The organism is Bradyrhizobium sp. CCBAU 21365 (assembly GCF_015291305.1).
In the GTDB taxonomy this organism is placed as follows: Bacteria; Pseudomonadota; Alphaproteobacteria; order Rhizobiales; family Xanthobacteraceae; genus Bradyrhizobium; species Bradyrhizobium elkanii.
On sequence record NZ_CP030036.1, the window covers coordinates 9246228 to 9266658 of the forward strand.

The window sequence follows — 20431 nt, forward strand, 5'->3', positions numbered from 1 at the left end:
AACGGCCGGTGCAACGAGGAGGCTACGCGCCCCGCTCCAGCAACACCTTGAAATCCGCCCGCGCACGTTGCGCCTCGGCGCGTGCGGCCTCCGATGCATCGCCAAGACCAAAGTAGCCGTGAATCAACCCCTCGCCGGAATGATACGCGACCGGCACGCCCGCCGCCTGCAACGCCTTGGCATAGGCATGCCCCTCGTCGCGCAGCGGGTCGAACCAGGCTGTGGTGACGACGGCCGGCGCCACACCTTTGAGGCTCTTCGCACGCAGCGGCGAGACGCGCCAGTCGGCGCCCTCAGCCTTGTCGGCGAGATAGTGCCCGCAGAACCACTGCATCGTCGCACGCGTCAGGAAGTAGCCGTCCGCATTCTCGGCGCGTGACGGAAATTTGGCGTTCTCGGCGGCATCGGCAAAATTGCCGACCACGTCGGCGACGGGATAGACCAGCAGCTGCCCGGCGAGCCTGATGCCGGCGTCGCGGCAGGCCAGCGCCGTGGTGGCGGCGAGATTGCCGCCCGCGGAATCGCCGGCAACGCCGATGCGGGCGAGATCGCCGCCGAATTCACCGATCCGCGCGACCACATCGCGGATCGCGGCGAAGGCATCCTCGAAGGCGCCGGGAAAGCGCGTCTCCGGCGGCTGGCGGTAATCGACCGAGATCACCACCGCGCCGGTATCGATCACGAGGTTGCGGGCCTGGCGATCATGGGTCTCGAGATCGCCGGCGACCCAGCCGCCGCCGTGGAAGAAGATCACGGTCGGCACCGTGCCGCGGCCGTTGCGATAGAGCCGCGCGCCGAGCTTACCGGCCGCACCCTGCACCTCGATATCGCGCGCCACGTCGACCGGCGGCGGCGGCACCGCCTTGCGCGCCTCCGCCAGCGCCCGCAACGAGTCGCGACAGCTCTGCGGTGTCATGGTGTCGGGATCGCGCAGCGGCAGCAGCGGGATGATCTTCTCAATGACGGGGTCGAGCGGAAGCGGCATGGGAGTCCTTCAGTGTGAGTGCGTGGAGTTCAGGTGAGTTGCTTGGAAAGTGTGCCGGCCTCGATCGCTGCGATCTGCAGCGCGATGAAGCGGCTGTAGATGCGGGCCTGCGAGAACGCGCCGCCGGCGAACCAGAGGCCGGGCTGCGGCGTCCGCGTCCACATGTTGCGCAGCTCCTGGGTCGCATCGTCAAAGCCCCAGACGCGGCCGACGCACTTGGCGACGTCCTCGCCGAACAGTCTGCCGACCAGATGGTCGGGGCCCTTGTAGCCGGTGGCGAGCACGAACAGCTCGGCGCCGAGCGACGTGCCGTCGTTCAGCGCAAGGCCGGTGGCGGTGATATCAGCGATGTCGGCGGCCTGGATCAGGCGGATCTTGCCGTCGGCGATCAGCTCGGAGCAGCCGACATTGAAGTAGTAGCCGCCACCGCGGGAGCGGAATTTCAGCGGCCAGCCGGTGCCGTCCTCGCCGAATTCGAGCCGGAAGCCGGCGCGCTCCAGCCGCGACAGCAAGGGCGCATCGAGCCGCTTCACCTCGTCGGTGATGATCCGGTGCGCGATCTTCATCACGGCGAGCGGCACGCCGGAATTGAGGATATCGCGCACCTCGATCGGCGGGCCGTCGCCGAGATAGGTCTTGTCGTAGAGCTGCGCCGGCTCGACATTGACCACCATGGTCGGGCTGCGCTGCACCATGGTGACGTCGGCGCCGGCGGCGTGCAGTTCCTGGCAGATGTCATGCGCGCTGGTGCCGGTGCCGAACACGACGACCGAACGCCCGGCCCATTCGCGCCCGGCCGCGAACGCGCTGGAGTGCAGCACCTTCCCCTCGAAATTCTCGATGCCGTCGATCCGGGGAATGTTCGGCGTGCCGCTGACGCTGGTCGCGAGCACGATGTGCTTCGGATGCAGCGTGCGCAGGCCATCACTCCGCTGCAGCGTCACCGTCCAGCGCTGCGTCGCATCGTCATAGCGCGCGCCTTCGAACGAGGTCTCGGTCCAGAAGTCGAGCTCCATGATGTCGACATAGCTTTCCAGCCAGTTCGCGATCTTGTCCTTCGGGATGTAGTCCGGAAAGCTCGGCGGGAACGGCAGGTAGCGGAACAGATTGACCGGCGTCTTGTTGTGCAGCTTGAGACCGCGATAGCGCAGCCGCCAGTTGTCGCCGATGCGCCGCTCCCGATCGACGATCAGGGCATCGAGCCCGATCCGCTTGCACTCGACCGCGGCCGCGATGCCGGCATGGCCGCCGCCGACGATCAGCACGTCAGGCTCGCGGTCGGCATAGGCGCGCGAGGCCTGCCGCTGCTCCAGCCAGTCGGGTGCGGCGAAATCGCGCGCGTGGGATTGCTCGGCGGCGCGATCGGTGCGCGTCTCGCAGATGCGGTTGAAGTCGAGCATCGTGGAGAACGTCCACGCCGCGGAATTTCCGTTCCTGTCATGCAGCAGGCGGACCGCGCCGATGCCGGGACCGTTCGACGTGTCGAAGGTGAAGACAGCCTCGATCGCCTCGCGTCCGGCCACCACGGCGCGCCGCGGTATCAAGGCACGGTCATCGAGACGAAATCCGCTCGCGCCGACCGCTTCAGCGCGCGCAAGCAGTTCGGCAACGACGCGCTGCCGCCCGCTGAAGGTCGCAAACTGCCAGGAGATGCCGAAGATATTGCGCCAGTGGCTCTCGGGCGCAAACAGCGCGGCGAGAGCCTCCGTGGAGCGGCTCGCGAACGCCGCATCCAGCGCGCCGATCCATTGCTCGGCGGCAAGTTCAGGCGTGTCCTCGGTAGCCGGGTTCAGTTTGTCCAGCATGATCGTGCTTTCTCGGGAGCAGTTGCCGTCTATCTGACAACATGCTCCCGAAAAGCACAACCATCATGCCAGGACTCATGCAACGTGTTGCGCGAGCTGCGCCGGCTCGGCCTCGCCCTCATCGCCGGCGGGCTCGGCCTGCGGCGCAGGCGCCGGCGCCGGCGTGGCTGCAGCGAGTTCCTTGGCCAATGCAGTGGCGCCGACATAGTCGGTCTTGCCGGTGCCGAGCAGGGGCACCTTGTCGACGACGCGGATATCGGCCGGCACCGCGAGCTCGGAAGCGCCGACGCTCTTGGCCTGGCGCTGCATCGCGGCGCGGTCGGCGTCCTTCTGCGTGGTGAGCAGCACGATGCGTTCGCCCTTGCGCTGATCGGGCAGCGTGACCGCAACCGACATCGCCTGCGGCCAGATCGCAGCCGCGATCGCCTCCACCGCCGACAGCGAAACCATCTCGCCGGCGATCTTGGCAAAGCGCTTGGCACGGCCCTTGATCGCGATGAAGCCCTGCGCGTCGACCGTGACGATGTCGCCGGTGTCGTGCCAGCCTTCAGGCAGCGGCTCCAGTACGCCGGGATTCTCGGCGCGGAGATAGCCGAGCATCACGTTCGGGCCCTTCACCGACAGCCGGCCACCTTCCTCGATGCCGGGGACCGGATCGAGACGGTACTGCATCAGCGGCGAGATACGGCCGACTGTGCCCTGGCGGTTGGCCATCGGCGTGTTCATCGCCAGCACCGGCGCGGTCTCGGTGACGCCATAGCCTTCGAGGATGCGGATGCCGTAGCGCTCCATGTAGATCTGCCGCGTGCGCTCCTTCACCGCTTCCGCGCCGGCAATCACCAGCCGCAAGGTGCGGAAATCATAGGCATGCGCCGAGCGGGCGTAGCCGGTGAGGAAGGTGTCGGTGCCGAACAGGATGGTCGCGCCGGTCTGGTAGATCAGCTCGGGCACGATCCGGTAATGCAGCGGCGACGGATACATGAAGATCGGGATGCCGCCGAGGATCGACATCATCATGCCGCCGGTCAAACCGAACGAGTGGAACACCGGCAGCACGTTGAACACCCTGTCGTTGGCATTGGCATCGACCCGCGCCAGCGCCTGCGCCGCGTTGGCGAGGATGTTGCGATGGGACAGCACGACGCCCTTCGGCGTGCCTTCCGAGCCCGAGGTGAACAGGATGACCGCGGGATCGTTGGCCTTGCGGGCGACGCGCGGCGCGATGCCGGCGCGGAAGCCCGCGACCTTGTCGGCAAGGCCGATGCCGGCCCTGACATCCTCGAGATAGACGACGCGCGCCTGGCCGGCGAGCGCCGCGATCAGCTTGTCGAGCTTGCCCTTCTCGATGAAGGCCTGCGAGGTCAGCACGGTCTTCACCTGCGCCGCCTTCACCGCCGCCAGCACGTTGACCGGACCGGCCGAGAAGTTGAGCATCGCCGGGACGCGGCCGATGGTCTGCAGCGCCATGAACACGACGGCGACGCCGGCCGAGTTCGGCAGCAGCACGCCGACATTCTCGCCGACCGACGTGCCCTGCTCGAGCTTGCGGCTCAACACCTGGGCGCCGAGGATCAGCTTGCGATAGGTCAGCTTGGTGCCGAGCGCATCCTCGATGATCGGCTTGCCGGTGTCGCGGTCGCGATAGGCGTGGCCGAGGCCCTCGAACAGCGTATGATCGAGCATCGCGTTCTGGACCATGGCGTTGATCATGACGTCCTGCAGCGCGGCGCCGGCGGCATTGCGGCGCGCCTTGCCCCGCAGCGACTGATCGACCGGCAGCTTCACCGGCGGCAGGATCGAGATCGTCACCTTGGGGAACCAGGAACGCTTGATCTCGCCATTCTTGAGATAGCTGAGATGCGAACGCTGCGCGCCCTCGATGCGGACAGGGACGACGACCGCATCGGCCTTGTCGGCGATCATCGCGGTGCCGTCATAGACCTTCATCAGCGAACCCGAGACCGTGATGCGCCCTTCCGGGAAGATCACGACGGGCTCGCCGGCGGCGACCAGCTTGATCAGGTCGCGCGCGGCCAGCGGCTTCGACGGATCCATTGTGTAGTGCTTGATCATCTTCAGGAACGGCTTGGCCCACCACGCCTTCGAGATGCCGGTGTCGACCGCGAAGCTCGCATCGATCGGCAAGGTGGCGTGCAGCAGCGGGCCATCGACCAGGCTGACATGGTTAGGCGCGATCAGCATCCGCGTGCCCGATGGCGGCAGGTTCTCCATGCCACGCACCTCGACGCGGAACAGCGCCCGGAACAGCAGCGCGCCGAAGTCGCGCACGCCCTCCTTGCCCCACTTGCTCAGCACGAACCAGACGGTGCCAAAGCTCGCGACGGCGAGACCGAAGAAGATCCAGGCGATCGGCAGGCCGACAGCCTGCAGCGCGCCCACGAACACCGCGCCGGCGACCATGAAGCCGGCCTGCAGGATATTGCCGGCGGCGATGATGCGGGCGCGCTCGGACGGCGCAGTCCAGGCCTGCACGGCGGCAAACGACGGCACCACGAACAGGCCGCCACCGAACGCGAACAGGAAGAAGTCGACCAGCATGCGGAAGCCACCGAACGAGGTCGCGAACGCGGCCGCGGTGACGTCCTTGCCGAGCGAGGTGGTGGCGATCGCCCAGGCGAGGTCGAGGCCGATCACGCCCATCACGATGGCGCCGATCGGCACCAGCGCGAGATTCGGGCGGACATGACTCAGCTGCGCGGCGAACAGCGAGCCGGCGGCGATGCCGATCGCGAACACGGCGAGGCACAGCGTGACCACGCCCTCGGTACCGCCGACCCCTTCCTTGATCAGCGCAGGCAGCAGCGACAGCACGATCGCGCCGACCATCCAGAACCAGGACACGATCACCATGCCGTCCCACAGCCGCGGCTCGGCATAGAGCGACTTCAACAGGCGCACGGTCGAGGTCCAGGGATTTTTGGTGATCGGAAGATCGGGCGCGGACGGCTGCGTCACCGGGATCCGTGACGCAAAGCCCCAGGACAGCACCGACAGGCCGACCACCGCGGCGCAGATCCAGCCCATGTGGCTGGCGCCGGCGACGAACATGCCACCCGCGATGGTGCCGATCAGGATCGCCATGAAGGTTGCGCCCTCGACCAGCGCGTTGCCGGTCGCGAGTTCGGACACCGACAGCTGGTCGGGCAGAACGGCATATTTCACCGGGCCGAACAGCGCGGCGACGATGCCGAACAGCGCCAGCGCGATGAACAGCAGCGGGATCGAATGGGTGAAGAAGCCGGCGGCGGCAAAGGCCGCGGCGAAGATCTCGAAGAACTTCAACCGGCGGGCGACGACGGATTTGATGTAGCGGTCGGCGAGCTCGCCGCCGAGCGCCGAGAGCACGAAGAACGGAGCGATGAACACCGCCCCCGCGAGCTGGACCAGCGCCGGCCCCTGCTCGTTGGCGACGCCGTACAGCAGCATGATGACGAGCGCGTTCTTCAGCACGTTGTCGTTCAACGCCGAACAGAACTGCGACCAGAACAGCGGCGCGAAGCGGCGGGACGTCATCAATTCCTTGATCATGACCGGTTCCTTGGGTTAGCGCGCACGGCGCTGGCAGGTCTGCGAATTCGGGTGGCAGAGAATGGTGAGCGTGGAGAAAATGACGGAGATGCCGCAGCCTTTAGTCTTTTCCGCAACGTATCGGTTCGAAGGCGCGCAAAATCCGGCGCACCGGGACGTCGCGACATTGCCCGCCAGAGATGTACGAGACCTTATCCAGACCAGGGGTTGATCGACGCCGGACGGGCTCGCAGAGGACATGGTGAGCGCTTTGTTGAGGTTTCGCCGACAATTGCCGGGGCCCGCTTCAGGTCAGTTCGCTCAAGCCGCGGAACGGCGACCATCGGCAATTGCGCGACTTGCAGCGGCCTCCGCTCGCAGCCGCCGGGCGCGGCGCGCGCCGACCCGCGCGCCGCTGCTCCAGGATGCCAGCGACGTCGCAGGCACGGGCGATCCGCTCGATCGGCGCGGTCGCCAGATTGAGGACGGCGCGGCCAAAGCCCTTCACGAGCTCGATCGCGTCATCGACAAGGGTGATGGTCAATTGAAGTGCTAGGGTCTGCATTCTGAGTGGCCTCCTATGCCAACTTGAGCAACGCTCAAATTAGTAGTGTGAAAATGAACATTGTTCAAGAAGAATCGCGACGGGATCGAAAAAAACTTCAGCGGCGAGCCCTGCTGATCGAGATCGCGCGCCGGTCAATTGCCACTAAAGGATTGAGATCACTCAAGGTTCGTGATGTCGCCGAGGCCGCCGGCTGCTCCATCGGCAGTGTCTATAATGAGTTCGGCGACTTCGACGGCCTGATCCTGACCGTGAACCGGGAGACCGTTCACGCCCTGACCACGCGGCTCAAGGCGGTTCCGGCCGACGATCCGCTGCGCCAGCTGCACGGACTTGCCGACGCCTATCTCGGCTTCGCCACCGAGCACGCCAATCTGCTGCGTTCGCTGTTCGAGCACCGGATGGAGGACGACCGACCGTTTCCGGAAGATATCCTCACGATGGTGATGGACGCGTTCGCGCTGATGCATGCGCCGCTGGTGCGACTGCTGCCCGATCGCGATCCCGACGACATCGCGCTGCTGTCGCGGATGATGTTCTCCGCGGTCCACGGCATCATCTCGCTCGGCCTCGAGGAGCGCATGGTCGCGGTGCCGCCCGAGATGCTGCGCGAGCGGCTCGCGCAGTTCGTCGACACGCATCTGGCGGGATTGGGCGTCACGCGCGGCTAGTCAGACGCGCGTGCGCGCGATCGTGCCGGCGACGATCTGCATGGCGACGCCGAGCACCCAGCCTGCCATGATCGCCGCGGTCCAGCCGATGTCCGGCTCGCTCCGCAGCACGACGACGCCCACCGAGAAGAACGCGACCATCGTCGCGAGGAAGGTGCCGACCGCGCTCAGCAGCTCTGCCGCATCAATCTTGCGCGTCGATGCGGTGTCCTTCGGATGGAAAAGCTTGGGGGGCGTATCGATACCGAGATAGAAGCCGATCGCGCCGCCCAGCATCATGATCAGCAGGAACGCCTGCGAAGTCAGCGCTGATACGCTGGAGCCGACATGGATGGCGACGAACAAGCCGCTTGCGGCTCCCGCCAGCGCAAGGCCGAAGCGTTCCAGGATATGGGCAAATTTTCTGACGCGGCTGCGCATTGCTCTGCCTCATCAATGAATTGCACCATGGATCAAGCTAGGCCTTTTCGCAGCATCGCGAAAGCCGCCACGTCTCACATGGGCGCGACCTCGTGACGCTTTTGTGCGCCAGTTCACAGCCGACTTGGCACAGAACGACTAAATATCGATCCAAGGTAGCAATCGAATTCGCCACTACTACGCTGCGCCATCCGCTTCATTCATTTCAGCGAGCGTCTTTCAATGCCGAGTCCGAAGATCATTATTCTGTCCGACGGCACCGGCAACGCCGCTTCCAGCGTCTGGCGCACCAATGTCTGGCGGATATTCCAGTCGCTCGATTTGCAGGGCAATACGCAGGCCGCCAAGTATGACGACGGCGTCGGCACGTCGAAATTCATTCCGCTGGCCATCCTCGGCGGCGCCTTCGGCTACGGCCTCAAGCGCAACATCCTCGATGCCTACAAGTTCATCTGCCGGAACTACGACCACGAGAGCGATTCGAAGATCTACCTGTTCGGATTCAGCCGCGGCGCATTCACCGTGCGCACGCTCGCTGCACTCATCCTCGATCAGGGCCTGATCGTCGCGGACACCGAATCCGAGTTGCACGACGGCGCGGTGAAGGCCTATCGCGCATACCGGGCCGAGGGCTACCACTCGATCTGGCGCATCGAGGTGCTGTTCCGCGCATTGCGCGATTATGTTCTTGTGCCGCTGTGGGATCGCCTTCGAGGCAACAGGCCGTATGCAAGGATCGCCCGCAAACCGGTGCCTGCGATCGAATTCATCGGCATCTGGGATACCGTCGCGGCCTATGGCCTGCCGATCGACGAGATGACGCGCGGCATCTCCAACTGGGTGTGGCCGCTTGAACTGCCGAACCGGATCCTCAGCCCGAAGGTCAAGTGCGCGCGACACGCGCTGGCGCTCGACGACGAGCGGACGACCTTTCATCCGGTGCTCTGGACCGAGCAAGAGCCGGGGCAGCCCGCACCGGCGGTGCCGGCCAGCATCGATGGCGAGCGTCTCGTCCAGGTCTGGTTCGTCGGAATGCATGCCAATGTCGGCGGCGGCTATCCGGACGACGCCGTCGCGTTCGTGCCGCTGGCCTGGCTGGTCGACCAAGCCGTCAAGCGCGGCCTCGCCTTCAAGAGCGCGCCGGTCGCCGACCCTGACGCGATCAAATCAATCAAGTCATCCGAGGACAAGGATGGTCGCCTCTACGATTCGCGGGCGGGCCTCGGCGCGTATTACCGGTACGGTCCGCGCAAGGTCGCCGACCTCTGCAACGATCCCCATGCCGGCGTCAGCGTGCCGATGCCGAAGATCCACGAGAGCGTGTTCGAGCGGATCGACAGCGGCGCCAATGCCTATGCCCCGATCGGACTTCCGCCGAACTACGTGGTCGTCTCGCGCAGCGGCCAGGTCATCCCGCTCGGCCCCAATACGTTTGAGACGCCCGCGGGCGCACCGGCGCGCTATGCCGCGCAGGAGAAGCTGTGGAATTACGTCTGGATGCGCCGGATCGCCTACTTCGCCACGCTGGCGGCGTCGCTGCATCTGGCCGCGTTCTGGCTGTTCCATAACCAGCACAAGGAGCAGGAGTTCAGCTCCTATGTCAGGATGATCTCTGAGCTGGTGCGCTTCGTTCAATCGTTCCTGCCCGATTCCCTTCATTGGTGGTCCGATTGGTACGCCGGCAACCCGGAATGGTTCGCGGGCGGCATCCTCGCTGTCATCGTGCTGATGGGTGCAGGCAGTTCGCTCAGCGCGACGATCCGGGACAGGATGCGGATCATCTGGCGTGACCGCGCGAAGCCGACGCCACTCTCCGGGTTCATGCACGATGCGATCTATCGATTCCGTACCAGCGCGGTCTATCAGTGGATCCTCAATGTCGGAAAGCGGCATGTCGTGCCGTTTGCGCTGACAGCCTTGCTGGTCTGGTTCGGTGCAACCCTGCTCAGCCATTTCCTGTTCAATGCCTTCGATTCCATGGGCGCCTTCTGCACGGGGACCGCGGCCGACAAGCTGGTCGCCGTCGACAAGGGCATCCCGCAGGATGCGGCCGGCTTCGACACCGGCGCGATCTGCGCGCCGACCGGCCTCAAGGTCCGCACCGGGTTTGAATACGAGATCGCGATCACGATGTCGGAGCCCTGGGAGGACGCCGGCCGCGCGGTGACGCCGATCGGATACCGGACCTCGACCATCGAAGGCACAAAGCGCTGGCGTGGATACGCCACGATCTTCCTGCGGCGGATCCTGTTCCGGCCATGGTTTCGGCTGATCGCGCGGGTCGGAGAGACCGGCGTCGACGAGTATTTCCTCGACCCCCTGCCGGTGTCGAAAACCGACCCGCAGGTCTACAAGGCGAGGTTCACCGCCGATCGCAGCGGCGAGATCTTCCTCTATGTCAACGAGGCCGTCATCGGTCTCCCCTGGGTCTACCGATGGTTCTACGGCGATCATAAGGGCAAGGCGAAGGTCACGGTGCGGTTGCTGTAGGACGCCGCGACCGGGCTCACTGCATCGCGGCCCAAGTAGTCCGTACGGCGTGATCGATCTGTGATCCAGTCGACAGACCGGGTTGTAAATTACCTGTCATACTCTCCCTGCTAGATCATCTGCCCGACGCCCGAAGGATCCGAGGCGACATCTCCGATCTCCTGCGGCGCCGACGCGCCAAGTTCATATCGACCGGATATTTCTCACCAGCGATTTGGAGGCATCACCATGATTTCCGCAATTCAGGCGTTCCCGACCACCGACGGCATCTTCGTGGTCTGGGAGGTGGCGGCAATGATCCCGGACTGTCTCGGCTTTGCGCTCTATCGCCAGCAGCAGGGCAAGAGCGCGACTGTGGTCGACACCTGGGTCGGGTTCGAGGACCAGGCGCAAGGCCACAAGGCGGGCGAACATCGGCCGAGCACCGAATGGCCGGTGCAGAAGACGAACTGGACCGATTTTCTGGCGCCGACTAATGCGCCGGTCCGCTATGGCGTCGTTCCGGTTCTCAAGGACGGCGCCACCAAGGTGAGGCCCGCCTACAGTGCGCCAGCGACATGGACCGAATACGTCTCCGCAATGCCGTCGGGCCCGCTCAAGCCGTGGTTCAACCGCGGCACGATCTCGGCGCAATGGCTGTCGCGCGCGATCGGCAAGGACAAGAAGCCGGCGCAAACCCTGGAGAAGTCGATCTCGACCAAGGGCAACAAGATCCGCGACTTCCTCAAGGGCCAGCTCGGCGCCCGCCTGCTCGCGCTGTTGGCCGATGCCAGGAAGAGCAAGCGCGACGTCTATCTCGCGCTCTACGAGCTCAACGACCCTGAGCTGATCGCCGCACTGACCGCGATGAAGGGCAAGGCGCACGTCGTGCTCGGCAACAGCACCGGCAAGTCCGATGCCACGGCCAAGGACACCGAGAAGAACGCCACCGTGCTGAAGAAGGCCAGCGTCGACATCGTCCGCCGCAAGATCGCGCCGAGCCGCTACGCCCACAACAAGTTCGCGGTGTTCTGCGACGGCGCGCAGAAGCCGAAGGTGGTCTGGACCGGCAGCACCAACTGGACCCGGACCGGACTGTGCACCCAGAACAACAACGGGCTCGAGATCACCGACGACAAGGTCGCCGCGGCCTATCACGACCATTGGAAAGCGATCTACGCCGACGGCAGCAAATCGCCGAAGGCGCTGGCCGTGGCCGGCGATCACGAATGGCCTTTTACTATCGGCGAGTCGAAGGTCAGCGTCTGGTTCACGCCGACCACCAAGAGCGGCGACCTCAAGGAAGCCACCAAGATGATCGAGGACACCGAGCATGGCGCGGTATGCCTGATGCTCAATCCCGGCAACAAGGGCCTGCTCGGCCCGATTCTGGAGAAGGCGCAGGACAAGAAGCTCTATGTGCGCGGGGTGCTCAACAATTTCCCGGCGCAGGGCAAGGACAGTCCGAAGGATCAGCTGCAGCTCTTGGCCGGTGACGGACAGCAGCAGGTCTTCAAGGGCAAGCAGATCGCCGACGTGATCCGGCCTGCCGGCATCGACAAGACCGCGGACTGGTGGGAGCACGAGATCAAGAACACCGGCAAATTCATGATCGCCGTGCACAGCAAGGTGATCGTGCTGGATCCGGCCGGCAAGAACCCGGTGGTCATGACCGGCTCGCACAATTTCTCCGACCGCGCCAGCACCAAGAACGACGACAACCTCGTCATCATCAGGGGCGATTCGCAGCTGGCGCTGACCTATGCGGCGCGCATCGTCAGCATCTACGGGCAGTATCGCTGGCAGGCCTGGCGCAACACGCCGGAGGGCCAGAAGGACAAGGGTCTGAAGCGCAGCGACAGCTGGCTGAGCAACCGCATCGGCAAGGGCTGGGCGGAAAGCGAAACGCGGTTCTGGCTCGGCACCACCTGACGCCAGCGATCGTTCGACCGGAGTTATGGTGTGAAACGCGGGGCGGCGTTGCCGCTGCCCCGCGTTCTCCACGTCGTCCCGAGTCCTACGCCGCGCGGCCGACCGAGGCATCGAGATGCTTCAGCCGCGGCAGCACCTCGTGCTTCAGCAGTCGCAGCGAATTGTGCCAGGCTTCCGGCTTGTGCTTGTAGTCGAAGCCGAACACCAGCAGCACGCCGAAGCCGCCGACCTCCTGGTAGATCTTCTCGATCTTCTCGGTGACCGTCGCGGGCGAGCCGACGATCCAGTTGTTGCGCGCGCAATATTCGACCGTGACGTCGCTATCCGACACGTCGGGCGAGGCCTTCAGGTAATCCTTGAAACCAAAGTGGCCGAGCAGCGGCAGGAAGTATTCGCCCATCATCCGGCCCATCATGTCGCCGGTCGACAGCTTCCATGCTTCCTCATCGGTGTCGGCGACGAATACCTCGCGCACCATTCGCCAATCCCTGCGACTCGGCGTGCGGCCGGTCTTGGCCGCGCCCGCCTCTACCGAGTCCCAGTGGCTGCCGACATAGGCGGGGTTGAGGTTGAGGCTCATCGGGATGAAGCCGCGCTCGCCGGCGAGCTTCAGCGTGTCCGAATTCTTGGAGAGCCCCGCGACGCCGATCGGCGGATGCGGCGCTTGCTGAGGCTTGATGTGCGGTTTGAGGAAATCGAACATCGTGTCCGGCTTGGTCACGGTCCAGAACTTGCCCTTGTGAGTCCAGGGAGCCGGCTCGGTCCACATCTTCAGGATGATCTCGAGCGCCTCGCGGGTCATGTCGCGGTTCTGTCCCGACATGCCGTCGACGTTGAACATCGCCCAGTCGCTCGGCAGGCCGGAGGCCGCGACGCCGAAGTTGAGCCGCCCGTTCGAGAGATGATCGAGCATCGCGACGCGGTTGGCGAGCTCCGCCGGGTGATGATACGGCAGCAGGAAGCCGCCGGGCCCGATGCGGATGTTTCTGGTCTGCAGCAGCGCCTGCGCGATCAGGAGATCAGGCGACGGATGCGGCTCCCAGGGCGCGGTGTGGTGCTCGCCGATCCAGGCTTCCTGGTAGCCGAGCTCGTCGAGCCAGCGCAGCACCTGCAGGTCCCAGTCGTGGCCCTCCTTCAATCCGCACTCCGGCGGATGCGACGGCATCGCGAAGTATCCGAGTTCCATGGGTTTCCTCTCTTTGTTCGATGCGTGTCTTCCGCACGCGCTTCGAGAGTACCTGCCCCGGCTGCGGCAGAACAATGGCCTTGTCGCATCAGCTCGGCCCGGATTTATGCGTAGGGCGTATCCTTCAGCATGATCGCGATACCGGAAAAGCTTCGCTCCATGATCCGCAGGAAGGTCTCGCGTGACGATGCGGCCGACCTGCGGACCTTGTGCTCGCGAAGCCCTTCCGCATAGGCGACGGTCAGCGCCGGGACCACCATCGACGCGGCGCGCCGGGCACACGCGAGGAGATCGAGACCACCCTGCGCCGGATCAGCGGGGCCGACGTTCGTGTCACCGCCGTCAAGACCGCGACGCGCTTCACCGACAATGCGCGGCAGGCCGACCGCTATCGCAGGGGCCGCGTCCTCTTGGCGGGCGATGCGGCGCATGTGCACTCGCCGTTCGGCGGACAAGGCCTCAATGTCGGCCTGCTCGATGCGGTCAATCTCGGCTGGAAGCTTGCGGCGGTCGTGTGCGATCGCATGCCCGAAAGCCTGCTCGACAGCTACACGGAAGAGCGGCATCCGATCGCGGCAAGGGTACTCGCCAACACCCGCGCCCAGGTCGCCTTGATGCGGCCTGATGTCATGACGGACGCCTTGCGCGAGATCGTCGCGGACCTGATGAGCCTCGACGAGGGCACCCGCTACTTCGGCGAGATGATCAGCGGCATCAGGATCCGTTACGATCTTGGCAGCGACCATCCATCGGTCGGCCGGCTCTCCGGCAATTTTGCTCTCGGCGACGACTGCGCGGAAACAACCTTGTTCGATCAGATGGAGGACGGCAGGGCCGTGCTGGTCGATGCGACTGATGGAGCTGCGTCGGCGATCGCGGCGCGCTGGGACATCTTGGTCCGATGCGTGCCGCGACGCGGCGGCGCTTCGCTGCTGATCCGTCCGGATGCCTGCATCGCCTGGGCGGCCGACGACGCCGACACGACGGGCCTCGACGCTGCGCTGACGCGCTGGTTCGGGCCCGCCATGCAGTGACCTCACAAGCAAGATGCGCTGTCAGCGCGTCCCGAACGTGGTCTTGCCGAACAGCGCCTTCTGCGTCGAGGGCTGCGAGCGCCAATATTGTGGTGGCGCGCTCACCTCGCCGCCGAGCTCGGCGGCGGCGTGCCAGCCCCAGCGCGGGTCGTAGAGCATGCCGCGGGCGAGCGCGACCATGTCGGCCTTGCCGGACGAGACGATCTCCTCGGCCTGCTTGGCTTCCGTGATCAGGCCGACCGCCATCGTGGTGACGCCGGTCGCCTCCTTGACCGCCTGCGCCGCCGGCACCTGGTAGCCCGGCCCGAGCGGGATCTTCTGCAACGGCGAGACGCCGCCGGAGGAGACATCCATCCAGTCGACGCCGCGCTTCTTCAGCTGCCTGGCAAACTCGATGGTCTGCGCAAGGTCCCAGGCGCCCTCGACCCAATCGGTCGCCGACACCCGCATGCCGATCGGCTTGTGATCCGGGAATACGGCGCGCACGGCGTCGAACACTTCCAGCGGGAAGCGCATGCGGTTTTCGAGCGAGCCGCCATAGCGGTCGGTCCGCTTGTTGGCGATCGGCGACAGGAACTGGTGCAGCAGATAGCCGTGCGCGCCGTGCAGCTCGAGCGCATCGATGCCGAGCCGGTCGGCGCGCTTTGCCGACGCGACAAAGGCCTCGCGGATGCGCGTCAGGCCGGCGTCGTCGAGCGCCGCCGGCGCAGCCTCGCCTTCCTTGTGCGGGACGTCAGATGGTCCGACCGTCTGCCAACCGCCTTCGGCAATCGGGATCAACTGCCCGCCCTCCCAGGGGCGCTGGCTCGACGCCTTGCGGCCGGCATGGGCGAGTTGCATCGCGACCGCCGCTTTCGAATGCTTGCGCACCGAGGCCAGGATCGGCTTCAGCGCCGCCTCGTTGGCGTCGTTGTAAAGACCGAGGCAACCCGGCGTGATCCGCCCGATATCCTCGACATGGGTGGCCTCGATGCAGAACATCGCCGCGCCCGACAGCGCCAGCATGTTGATGTGGGTGAAGTGCCAGTCGTTGGCGGAGCCGTCGATGGCCGAATACTGACACATCGGCGAGACCATGATGCGATTGGAGAGTTTCAGGTCGCGCAGTTCGATCGGGGAAAACAGGGTGCTCATGCGGCGGATATCCGGGATCGGGGAGAGGGCCCGGTTAAGATAGAGGCACCGCGGCCGATCACCAACCGTCCGGAAGGCCGCGCGGGCCGGGGCGCAGATCAGCAATGTCCTGACCGCGTCTCTCCGGGACGGCGCCTCAGTCCAGCAGCGTGAACTGCAGCAGCAGATTGCGCTGGATCAGGGAGAAATTGTCGTCGGAGACCATGGTCAGCACGGTCTCGCCCTCCTCCGTGACATGGGCATCGATGCCTTCCATGTTGTCGATCTCGTTGCCAAGATCGGCATTGAAGATTGCGGGGCCATCGACCACGGCACCGGGCGCGATCTCGGACAGCGCGAGACGGCGGATGCGGATGCCGACGCCGCCGAACCAGGAGAATTTCCGCTCCAGAATCAACAGACCGCCCGACGGCAGCAGGACCGCGTCGCTGATGTCGAAATTCTCGCTGCGGCGGACGCTGAACTGACCCGGCGTCTTGCCGCCGACCAGGAAGGCGATCAGGTTGCCATTCGCATCGAGCCCGCGTTCCGAGAACGCGATCAGCGTGCCGGCAAGCGGCTGGCCCGTGGACATGGCCTTGGGCACGAAGACGAGGCCCTCCAGCCCCTTGTTGTTCGGAAGTTTGCGGGCCGCCGCCGGCAGCGCCACCACCTCGCCGCGCGCGCGGGTAAAGCCCTTGGCGAAATCGAAGCGCAGCACCTGGTTGACCCGCTCGAGCCCGACATAGGCGAACGAGCCGTCGAGCGCGAGCGATTCCGAATCATACCAGCCACGGGTCACGGTGATCGGCCTGCCGTCGGCGCCGAGCAGCGGTGCCGCCTCGACGTCGCCGAGCCCGACCATCTCCCGGCCACGATAGACGATGCGGCCGGTGAACCAGCTGCCCTGATCGCTGACCGCGATGAAGCGTTCGCCCTTGGGATCGAGCCGCAGCGCGGAGAGGCCGCCGAAGCCGGAGAACGACGAGGTCAGGATCAGCCCGCTGCGATACTCCAGCGCGCCGAACCGCGTGCGCGCGCGATCGCGGATGTCGAACGACGGCAGCGGCCGTGCGTTGACGTCGATCGAAACCGGTTCGTTGACCCGATAGGGGCTCGGCTTCGCAGCCGGCCTCGGCGTTGCCGGCGGCTGGGTCGCGCTCTGCGCCTGCGCAAGACGCGGCAATGCGGCGGCCGACAGCCCCGCCGCCATACCCTGGAGGAAACGGCGGCGGCTAGGGAGTGAGCGCATGTCTCACGAGTGGAGGCGGCGCCGGACGCCCGGCGCGGGCGCCGAGCCGTGAGTCTCGCTGAACAGCTCGGCGAGCTTTTCGGTGATGGCGCCGCCGAGCTCTTCGGCGTCCACGATGGTCACGGCGCGGCGATAGTAGCGCGTCACGTCATGACCGATACCGATCGCGATCAGCTCGACCGGCGAGCGGGTTTCGATCTCGTCGATGATGTGACGCAGATGCCGCTCGAGATAATTGCCGGGATTGACCGACAGCGTGGAGTCGTCGACCGGCGCGCCGTCGGAGATCATCATCAGGATGCGGCGCTGCTCGGGACGCGCGAGCAGGCGCTTGTGCGCCCAGTCGAGCGCCTCGCCGTCGATGTTCTCCTTGAGCAGGCCCTCGCGCATCATCAGCCCGAGATTCTTACGCGCACGACGCCAGGGTGCATCGGCCGATTTGTAGATGATGTGCCTGAGATCGTTGAGGCGGCCCGGATTGGCCGGCTTGCCGGCGGCGAGCCACGCTTCGCGCGACTGCCCGCCCTTCCAGGCACGCGTCGTGAAGCCGAGGATCTCGACCTTGACGCCGCATCGCTCAAGCGTCCGCGCCAGGATGTCGGCGCAGGTGGCGGCGACCGTGATCGGGCGGCCGCGCATCGAGCCGGAGTTATCCAGCAGCAGCGTCACCACGGTGTCGCGGAAGGTGGCCTCCTTCTCGTGCATGAAGGACAGCGGATGATAGGGATCGGTGACGACGCGCGACAGCCGCGCCGGATCGAGGATGCCCTCCTCGAGATCGAACTCCCAGGCGCGGTTCTGCTGCGCCATCAGCCGGCGCTGCAAGCGATTGGCGAGCCGCGCCACGATGCCCTGCAGATGCGCGAGCTGCTTGTCGAGATAGGAGCGCAGCCGCTCGAGCTCGTCGTGATCGCAGAGATCCTCGGCGGCGATCACCTCGTCGAACTTCGGCGCGAAGGCGTGATATTCCGGACCGCGCGGCTCGTTCTGGCCGCGCGCATTCGGCCGCGTCGCCTCGCCCGGGGTCTCGTCGTCGCCGAGCTCACCGTCGTCGAACGTGTCCGACGTGGAGGCCTGCGCGCTCTCCATCGCGCTTTCGCTCATCTCTTCCGCTGACGTCTGCGCCTGGTCGGCGCTCATCTCCTGCGCGGCATCGGAGTCGGGCGAGCCCTCGGCGCCGGACTGATCGCTCTCGCCGTCCTGGTTCTCGTCCTGGTCGTCGTCATCGTCGGAATCCATGTTGCGGTCGTCGCCGAGATCGAGCGCCGACAGCAGATCGTGGACGAGGTCGCCGAACCTCGCCTGGTCCTCGGTGAAACGGCTGAGCTTGTCGAGCCGCGAGCCGATCTTGTCCTCCAGGGTCGGACGCCAGAGATCGACCATCTTCTTGGCGGCCGCGGGCGGGGCCATGCCGGTGAGACGTTCGCGCACCAGCATCGCCAGCGCATCCGACAGCGGCGCGTCGGCGCGATCGGTGATCTCGTCATACTTGCCGCGGTGGAAATGATCGTCGAGCATCGCGGTGAGGTTCTTGGCAACACCCGCCATCCGCCGCGAGCCGATCGCCTCGACTCGCGCCTGCTCGACCGCCTCGAACACGCCGCGTGCCTGCGGATTGCCGGGCATCAGCTTGCGATGCACCTTGGGATCGTGACAGGCGATCTTGAGCGCGATCGAATCGGCGTGGCCACGCACGATCGCCGCATCGCGCTTGGTCATCTTGCGCGCCGGCTCCGGCAGCCGCGCCTTGCCGGGCGCGAGCCCGGGGCGCTCGGCGGCGAAGGAGACTTCGAGCTCCGGCTTCTTGGCGATCGCCTTCAGGCACGCCGACACCGAGCGCTTGAACGGCTCGGTCGGCGCTTCCTTGGATCCGGGGCGAAATTTGATGTTGGAGGTTGTCATAGCGATTTCGTAAACCAATGGCGCGTGACGCCGCCGGGATACCCCTCAATCGAACCGAACTCTTTATATCCGTTGGCGCGGTAGAAGCCCGGCGCCTGGAAGCTCATCGTATCCAGATAGGATCGCGTCGCTCCGAAGCGCCGCGCCTCGTCCTCGATCGCCTTGATCAGCTTCGCGCCAAAGCCCTTGTTGCGAAACTTCTGCTCCATCCAGAACAACTGGATGAACAACACCGCGGTCCAGACCTCGCCGACGATGCCGCCGACAATCTTGTCATCTTGCCGCAGCGAGATGGCGAAGCGCTTGTACTTCTGCTTCCCCATCTTCTCGTTGTTGTAGCGGAGCAATCCGCCGAGCACCGCTTTCTTCGTCTGTGTGACTGTGCGCTCGACGGAGAGTTTCGGCATGGACTAGCTGAGCGCCACGTTGACCGAGGATTCCGGCAGCTCGACGTTGAAGCAGCGCTGGTAGAACTCGGCGACCAGCGGCCGCTCCAATTCGTCACACTTGTTGAGGAAGGTGACGCGGAACGCGAAGCCGATGTCGTTGAAGATGTCCGAGTTCTCGGCCCAGGTGATCACCGTGCGCGGGCTCATCACCGTCGACAGGTCGCCGTTGGCGAAGGCGTTGCGGGTGAGGTCCGCAAGCCGCACCATCTTGTTGACGATGTCGCGGCCTTCCTGCGTGCGGTAGTGGCGCGCCTTGGCCAGCACGATCTCCACTTCCTCGTCATGGGCGAGGTAGTTCAGCGTGGTGACGATCGACCAGCGGTCCATCTGGCCCTGGTTGATCTGCTGGGTGCCGTGATAGAGGCCCGAGGTATCGCCGAGGCCGACCGTGTTGGCGGTCGAGAACAGGCGGAACGCCGGATGCGGCTTGATCACCTTGTTCTGGTCGAGCAGCGTCAGGCGGCCGGAGACTTCCAGCACGCGCTGAATCACGAACATCACGTCCGGGCGGCCGGCGTCGTATTCGTCGAACACCAGCGCGATATTGTGCTGCAGCGCCCAGGGCAGGATGCCGTCGCGGAATTCAGTGACCTGCTTGCCGTCCTTGACCACGATGGCGTCCTTGCCGACGAGATCGATACGGCTGATGTGGCTGTCGAGGTTGACGCGCACGCAGGGCCAGTTGAGGCGGGCCGCAACCTGCTCGATGTGGGTCGACTTGCCGGTGCCGTGATAGCCGGTGACCATCACGCGGCGATTCTTGGCAAAGCCGGCGAGGATCGCGAGCGTGGTCGCGCGATCGAAGCGATAGTCCGGATCGGTTTCCGGCACATGCGGATCGACTTCCGAATAGGCGGGAACTTCCAGATCGCTATCGATCCCGAAGACCTGCCGGACCGACACCTTCATGTCGGGCAGGCCGACCACGGGTTCTTGTGCTTTGGTCTGGACGGCGGTCGTCATTCATCCTCCGAGGTCCCGGGCATTCCCGAAACCAGATTGATCGTTTGGCTGCGGATGGGGTGCTAAGCACAAGCCTAGCAGAGAGCAACGGCCGGCAGAAGCCCGCGGGCCAATCAAAGTTCCGTTGTCCTATCATGAAGATAGGTCCGGACGCCGG

At 65.4% G+C, this 20431-nt stretch carries 16 protein-coding genes; 4 read left to right on the forward strand and 12 right to left on the reverse strand.

Annotated elements, in window-relative coordinates:
- Positions 1-22: 22 nt before the first annotated feature.
- From XI02_RS43750 to XI02_RS43765, 4 genes are all read right to left on the reverse strand, one after another.
- Entirely contained in the window at positions 23-985 is a 963-nt protein-coding gene (locus tag XI02_RS43750; protein WP_172646392.1) for an alpha/beta hydrolase, read from the reverse strand.
- Positions 986-1014: 29 nt separating this feature from the next.
- The gene (locus XI02_RS43755; RefSeq protein WP_172646391.1) at positions 1015-2790 is read right to left on the reverse strand and encodes an NAD(P)-binding domain-containing protein; all 1776 of its coding nucleotides are present in this window, start codon (positions 2788-2790) and stop codon (positions 1015-1017) included.
- 75 nt (positions 2791-2865) lie between these two features.
- On the reverse strand, positions 2866-6339 hold the full coding sequence (locus tag XI02_RS43760) for an acyl-[ACP]--phospholipid O-acyltransferase (RefSeq protein WP_172646390.1): 3474 nt from the start codon (positions 6337-6339) through the stop codon (positions 2866-2868).
- Positions 6340-6625: 286 nt separating this feature from the next.
- Positions 6626-6883 (reverse strand): hypothetical protein, encoded by a 258-nt coding sequence (locus XI02_RS43765; RefSeq protein WP_172646389.1) that lies wholly within the window; start codon positions 6881-6883, stop codon positions 6626-6628.
- A 53-nt stretch (positions 6884-6936) separates the two neighbouring features.
- Between XI02_RS43765 and XI02_RS43770 the strand changes: the two genes are divergently transcribed.
- Entirely contained in the window at positions 6937-7554 is a 618-nt protein-coding gene (locus tag XI02_RS43770; RefSeq protein ID WP_172646388.1) for a TetR/AcrR family transcriptional regulator, read from the forward strand.
- Here XI02_RS43770 and XI02_RS43775 read toward each other — a convergent pair whose 3' ends face one another.
- Positions 7555-7974: a hypothetical protein gene (locus XI02_RS43775; protein WP_016843507.1), complete on the reverse strand. Its 420-nt coding sequence runs from the start codon at positions 7972-7974 to the stop codon at positions 7555-7557. It lies immediately after the preceding gene.
- A 222-nt stretch (positions 7975-8196) separates the two neighbouring features.
- On the opposite strand from XI02_RS43775, the gene XI02_RS43780 reads away from it, so the two are divergent.
- Positions 8197-10464, forward strand: coding sequence for a DUF2235 domain-containing protein (locus XI02_RS43780; RefSeq protein WP_172646387.1), 2268 nt, complete (start codon positions 8197-8199; stop codon positions 10462-10464).
- A gap of 228 nt (positions 10465-10692) precedes the next feature.
- On the forward strand, positions 10693-12375 hold the full coding sequence (locus XI02_RS43785) for a phospholipase D-like domain-containing protein (protein ID WP_172646386.1): 1683 nt from the start codon (positions 10693-10695) through the stop codon (positions 12373-12375).
- 85 nt (positions 12376-12460) lie between these two features.
- On the opposite strand, the gene XI02_RS43790 is transcribed toward XI02_RS43785, so the two are convergent.
- Both XI02_RS43790 and XI02_RS45920 read right to left on the reverse strand, forming a co-directional pair.
- Positions 12461-13561 (reverse strand): LLM class flavin-dependent oxidoreductase, encoded by a 1101-nt coding sequence (locus tag XI02_RS43790; RefSeq protein WP_172646385.1) that lies wholly within the window; start codon positions 13559-13561, stop codon positions 12461-12463.
- A gap of 104 nt (positions 13562-13665) precedes the next feature.
- The gene (locus tag XI02_RS45920; RefSeq protein WP_069280500.1) at positions 13666-13992 is read right to left on the reverse strand and encodes a hypothetical protein; all 327 of its coding nucleotides are present in this window, start codon (positions 13990-13992) and stop codon (positions 13666-13668) included.
- Between XI02_RS45920 and XI02_RS43795 the strand changes: the two genes are divergently transcribed.
- The gene (locus XI02_RS43795; protein ID WP_244981107.1) at positions 13873-14595 is read left to right on the forward strand and encodes an FAD-dependent monooxygenase; all 723 of its coding nucleotides are present in this window, start codon (positions 13873-13875) and stop codon (positions 14593-14595) included. The genes XI02_RS45920 and XI02_RS43795 overlap by 120 nt on opposite strands.
- A 21-nt stretch (positions 14596-14616) precedes the next feature.
- Here the strand turns inward: XI02_RS43795 and XI02_RS43800 are convergent, their stop codons facing one another.
- The 5 genes from XI02_RS43800 to cobS all read right to left on the reverse strand — a co-directional run bounded on the left by XI02_RS43800 (position 14617) and on the right by cobS (position 20274).
- Positions 14617-15729 (reverse strand): NADH:flavin oxidoreductase/NADH oxidase, encoded by a 1113-nt coding sequence (locus tag XI02_RS43800; protein WP_069280502.1) that lies wholly within the window; start codon positions 15727-15729, stop codon positions 14617-14619.
- Between the two features lie 136 nt (positions 15730-15865).
- Entirely contained in the window at positions 15866-16960 is a 1095-nt protein-coding gene (locus XI02_RS43805) for an esterase-like activity of phytase family protein (RefSeq protein WP_026191985.1), read from the reverse strand.
- 3 nt (positions 16961-16963) lie between these two features.
- Entirely contained in the window at positions 16964-18862 is a 1899-nt protein-coding gene (cobT, locus tag XI02_RS43810; RefSeq protein WP_018269175.1) for a cobaltochelatase subunit CobT, read from the reverse strand.
- Complete coding sequence (locus XI02_RS43815; protein ID WP_172646384.1) at positions 18859-19269, reverse strand: GNAT family N-acetyltransferase; 411 nt, start codon at positions 19267-19269, stop codon at positions 18859-18861. The genes cobT and XI02_RS43815 overlap by 4 nt, the downstream gene beginning before the upstream one ends.
- Positions 19270-19272: 3 nt before the next feature.
- A complete protein-coding gene (gene cobS / locus XI02_RS43820) occupies positions 19273-20274 on the reverse strand; it encodes a cobaltochelatase subunit CobS (RefSeq protein WP_018269176.1) in 1002 nt (333 codons plus the stop codon).
- Between the last annotated feature and the right edge of the window lie 157 nt (positions 20275-20431).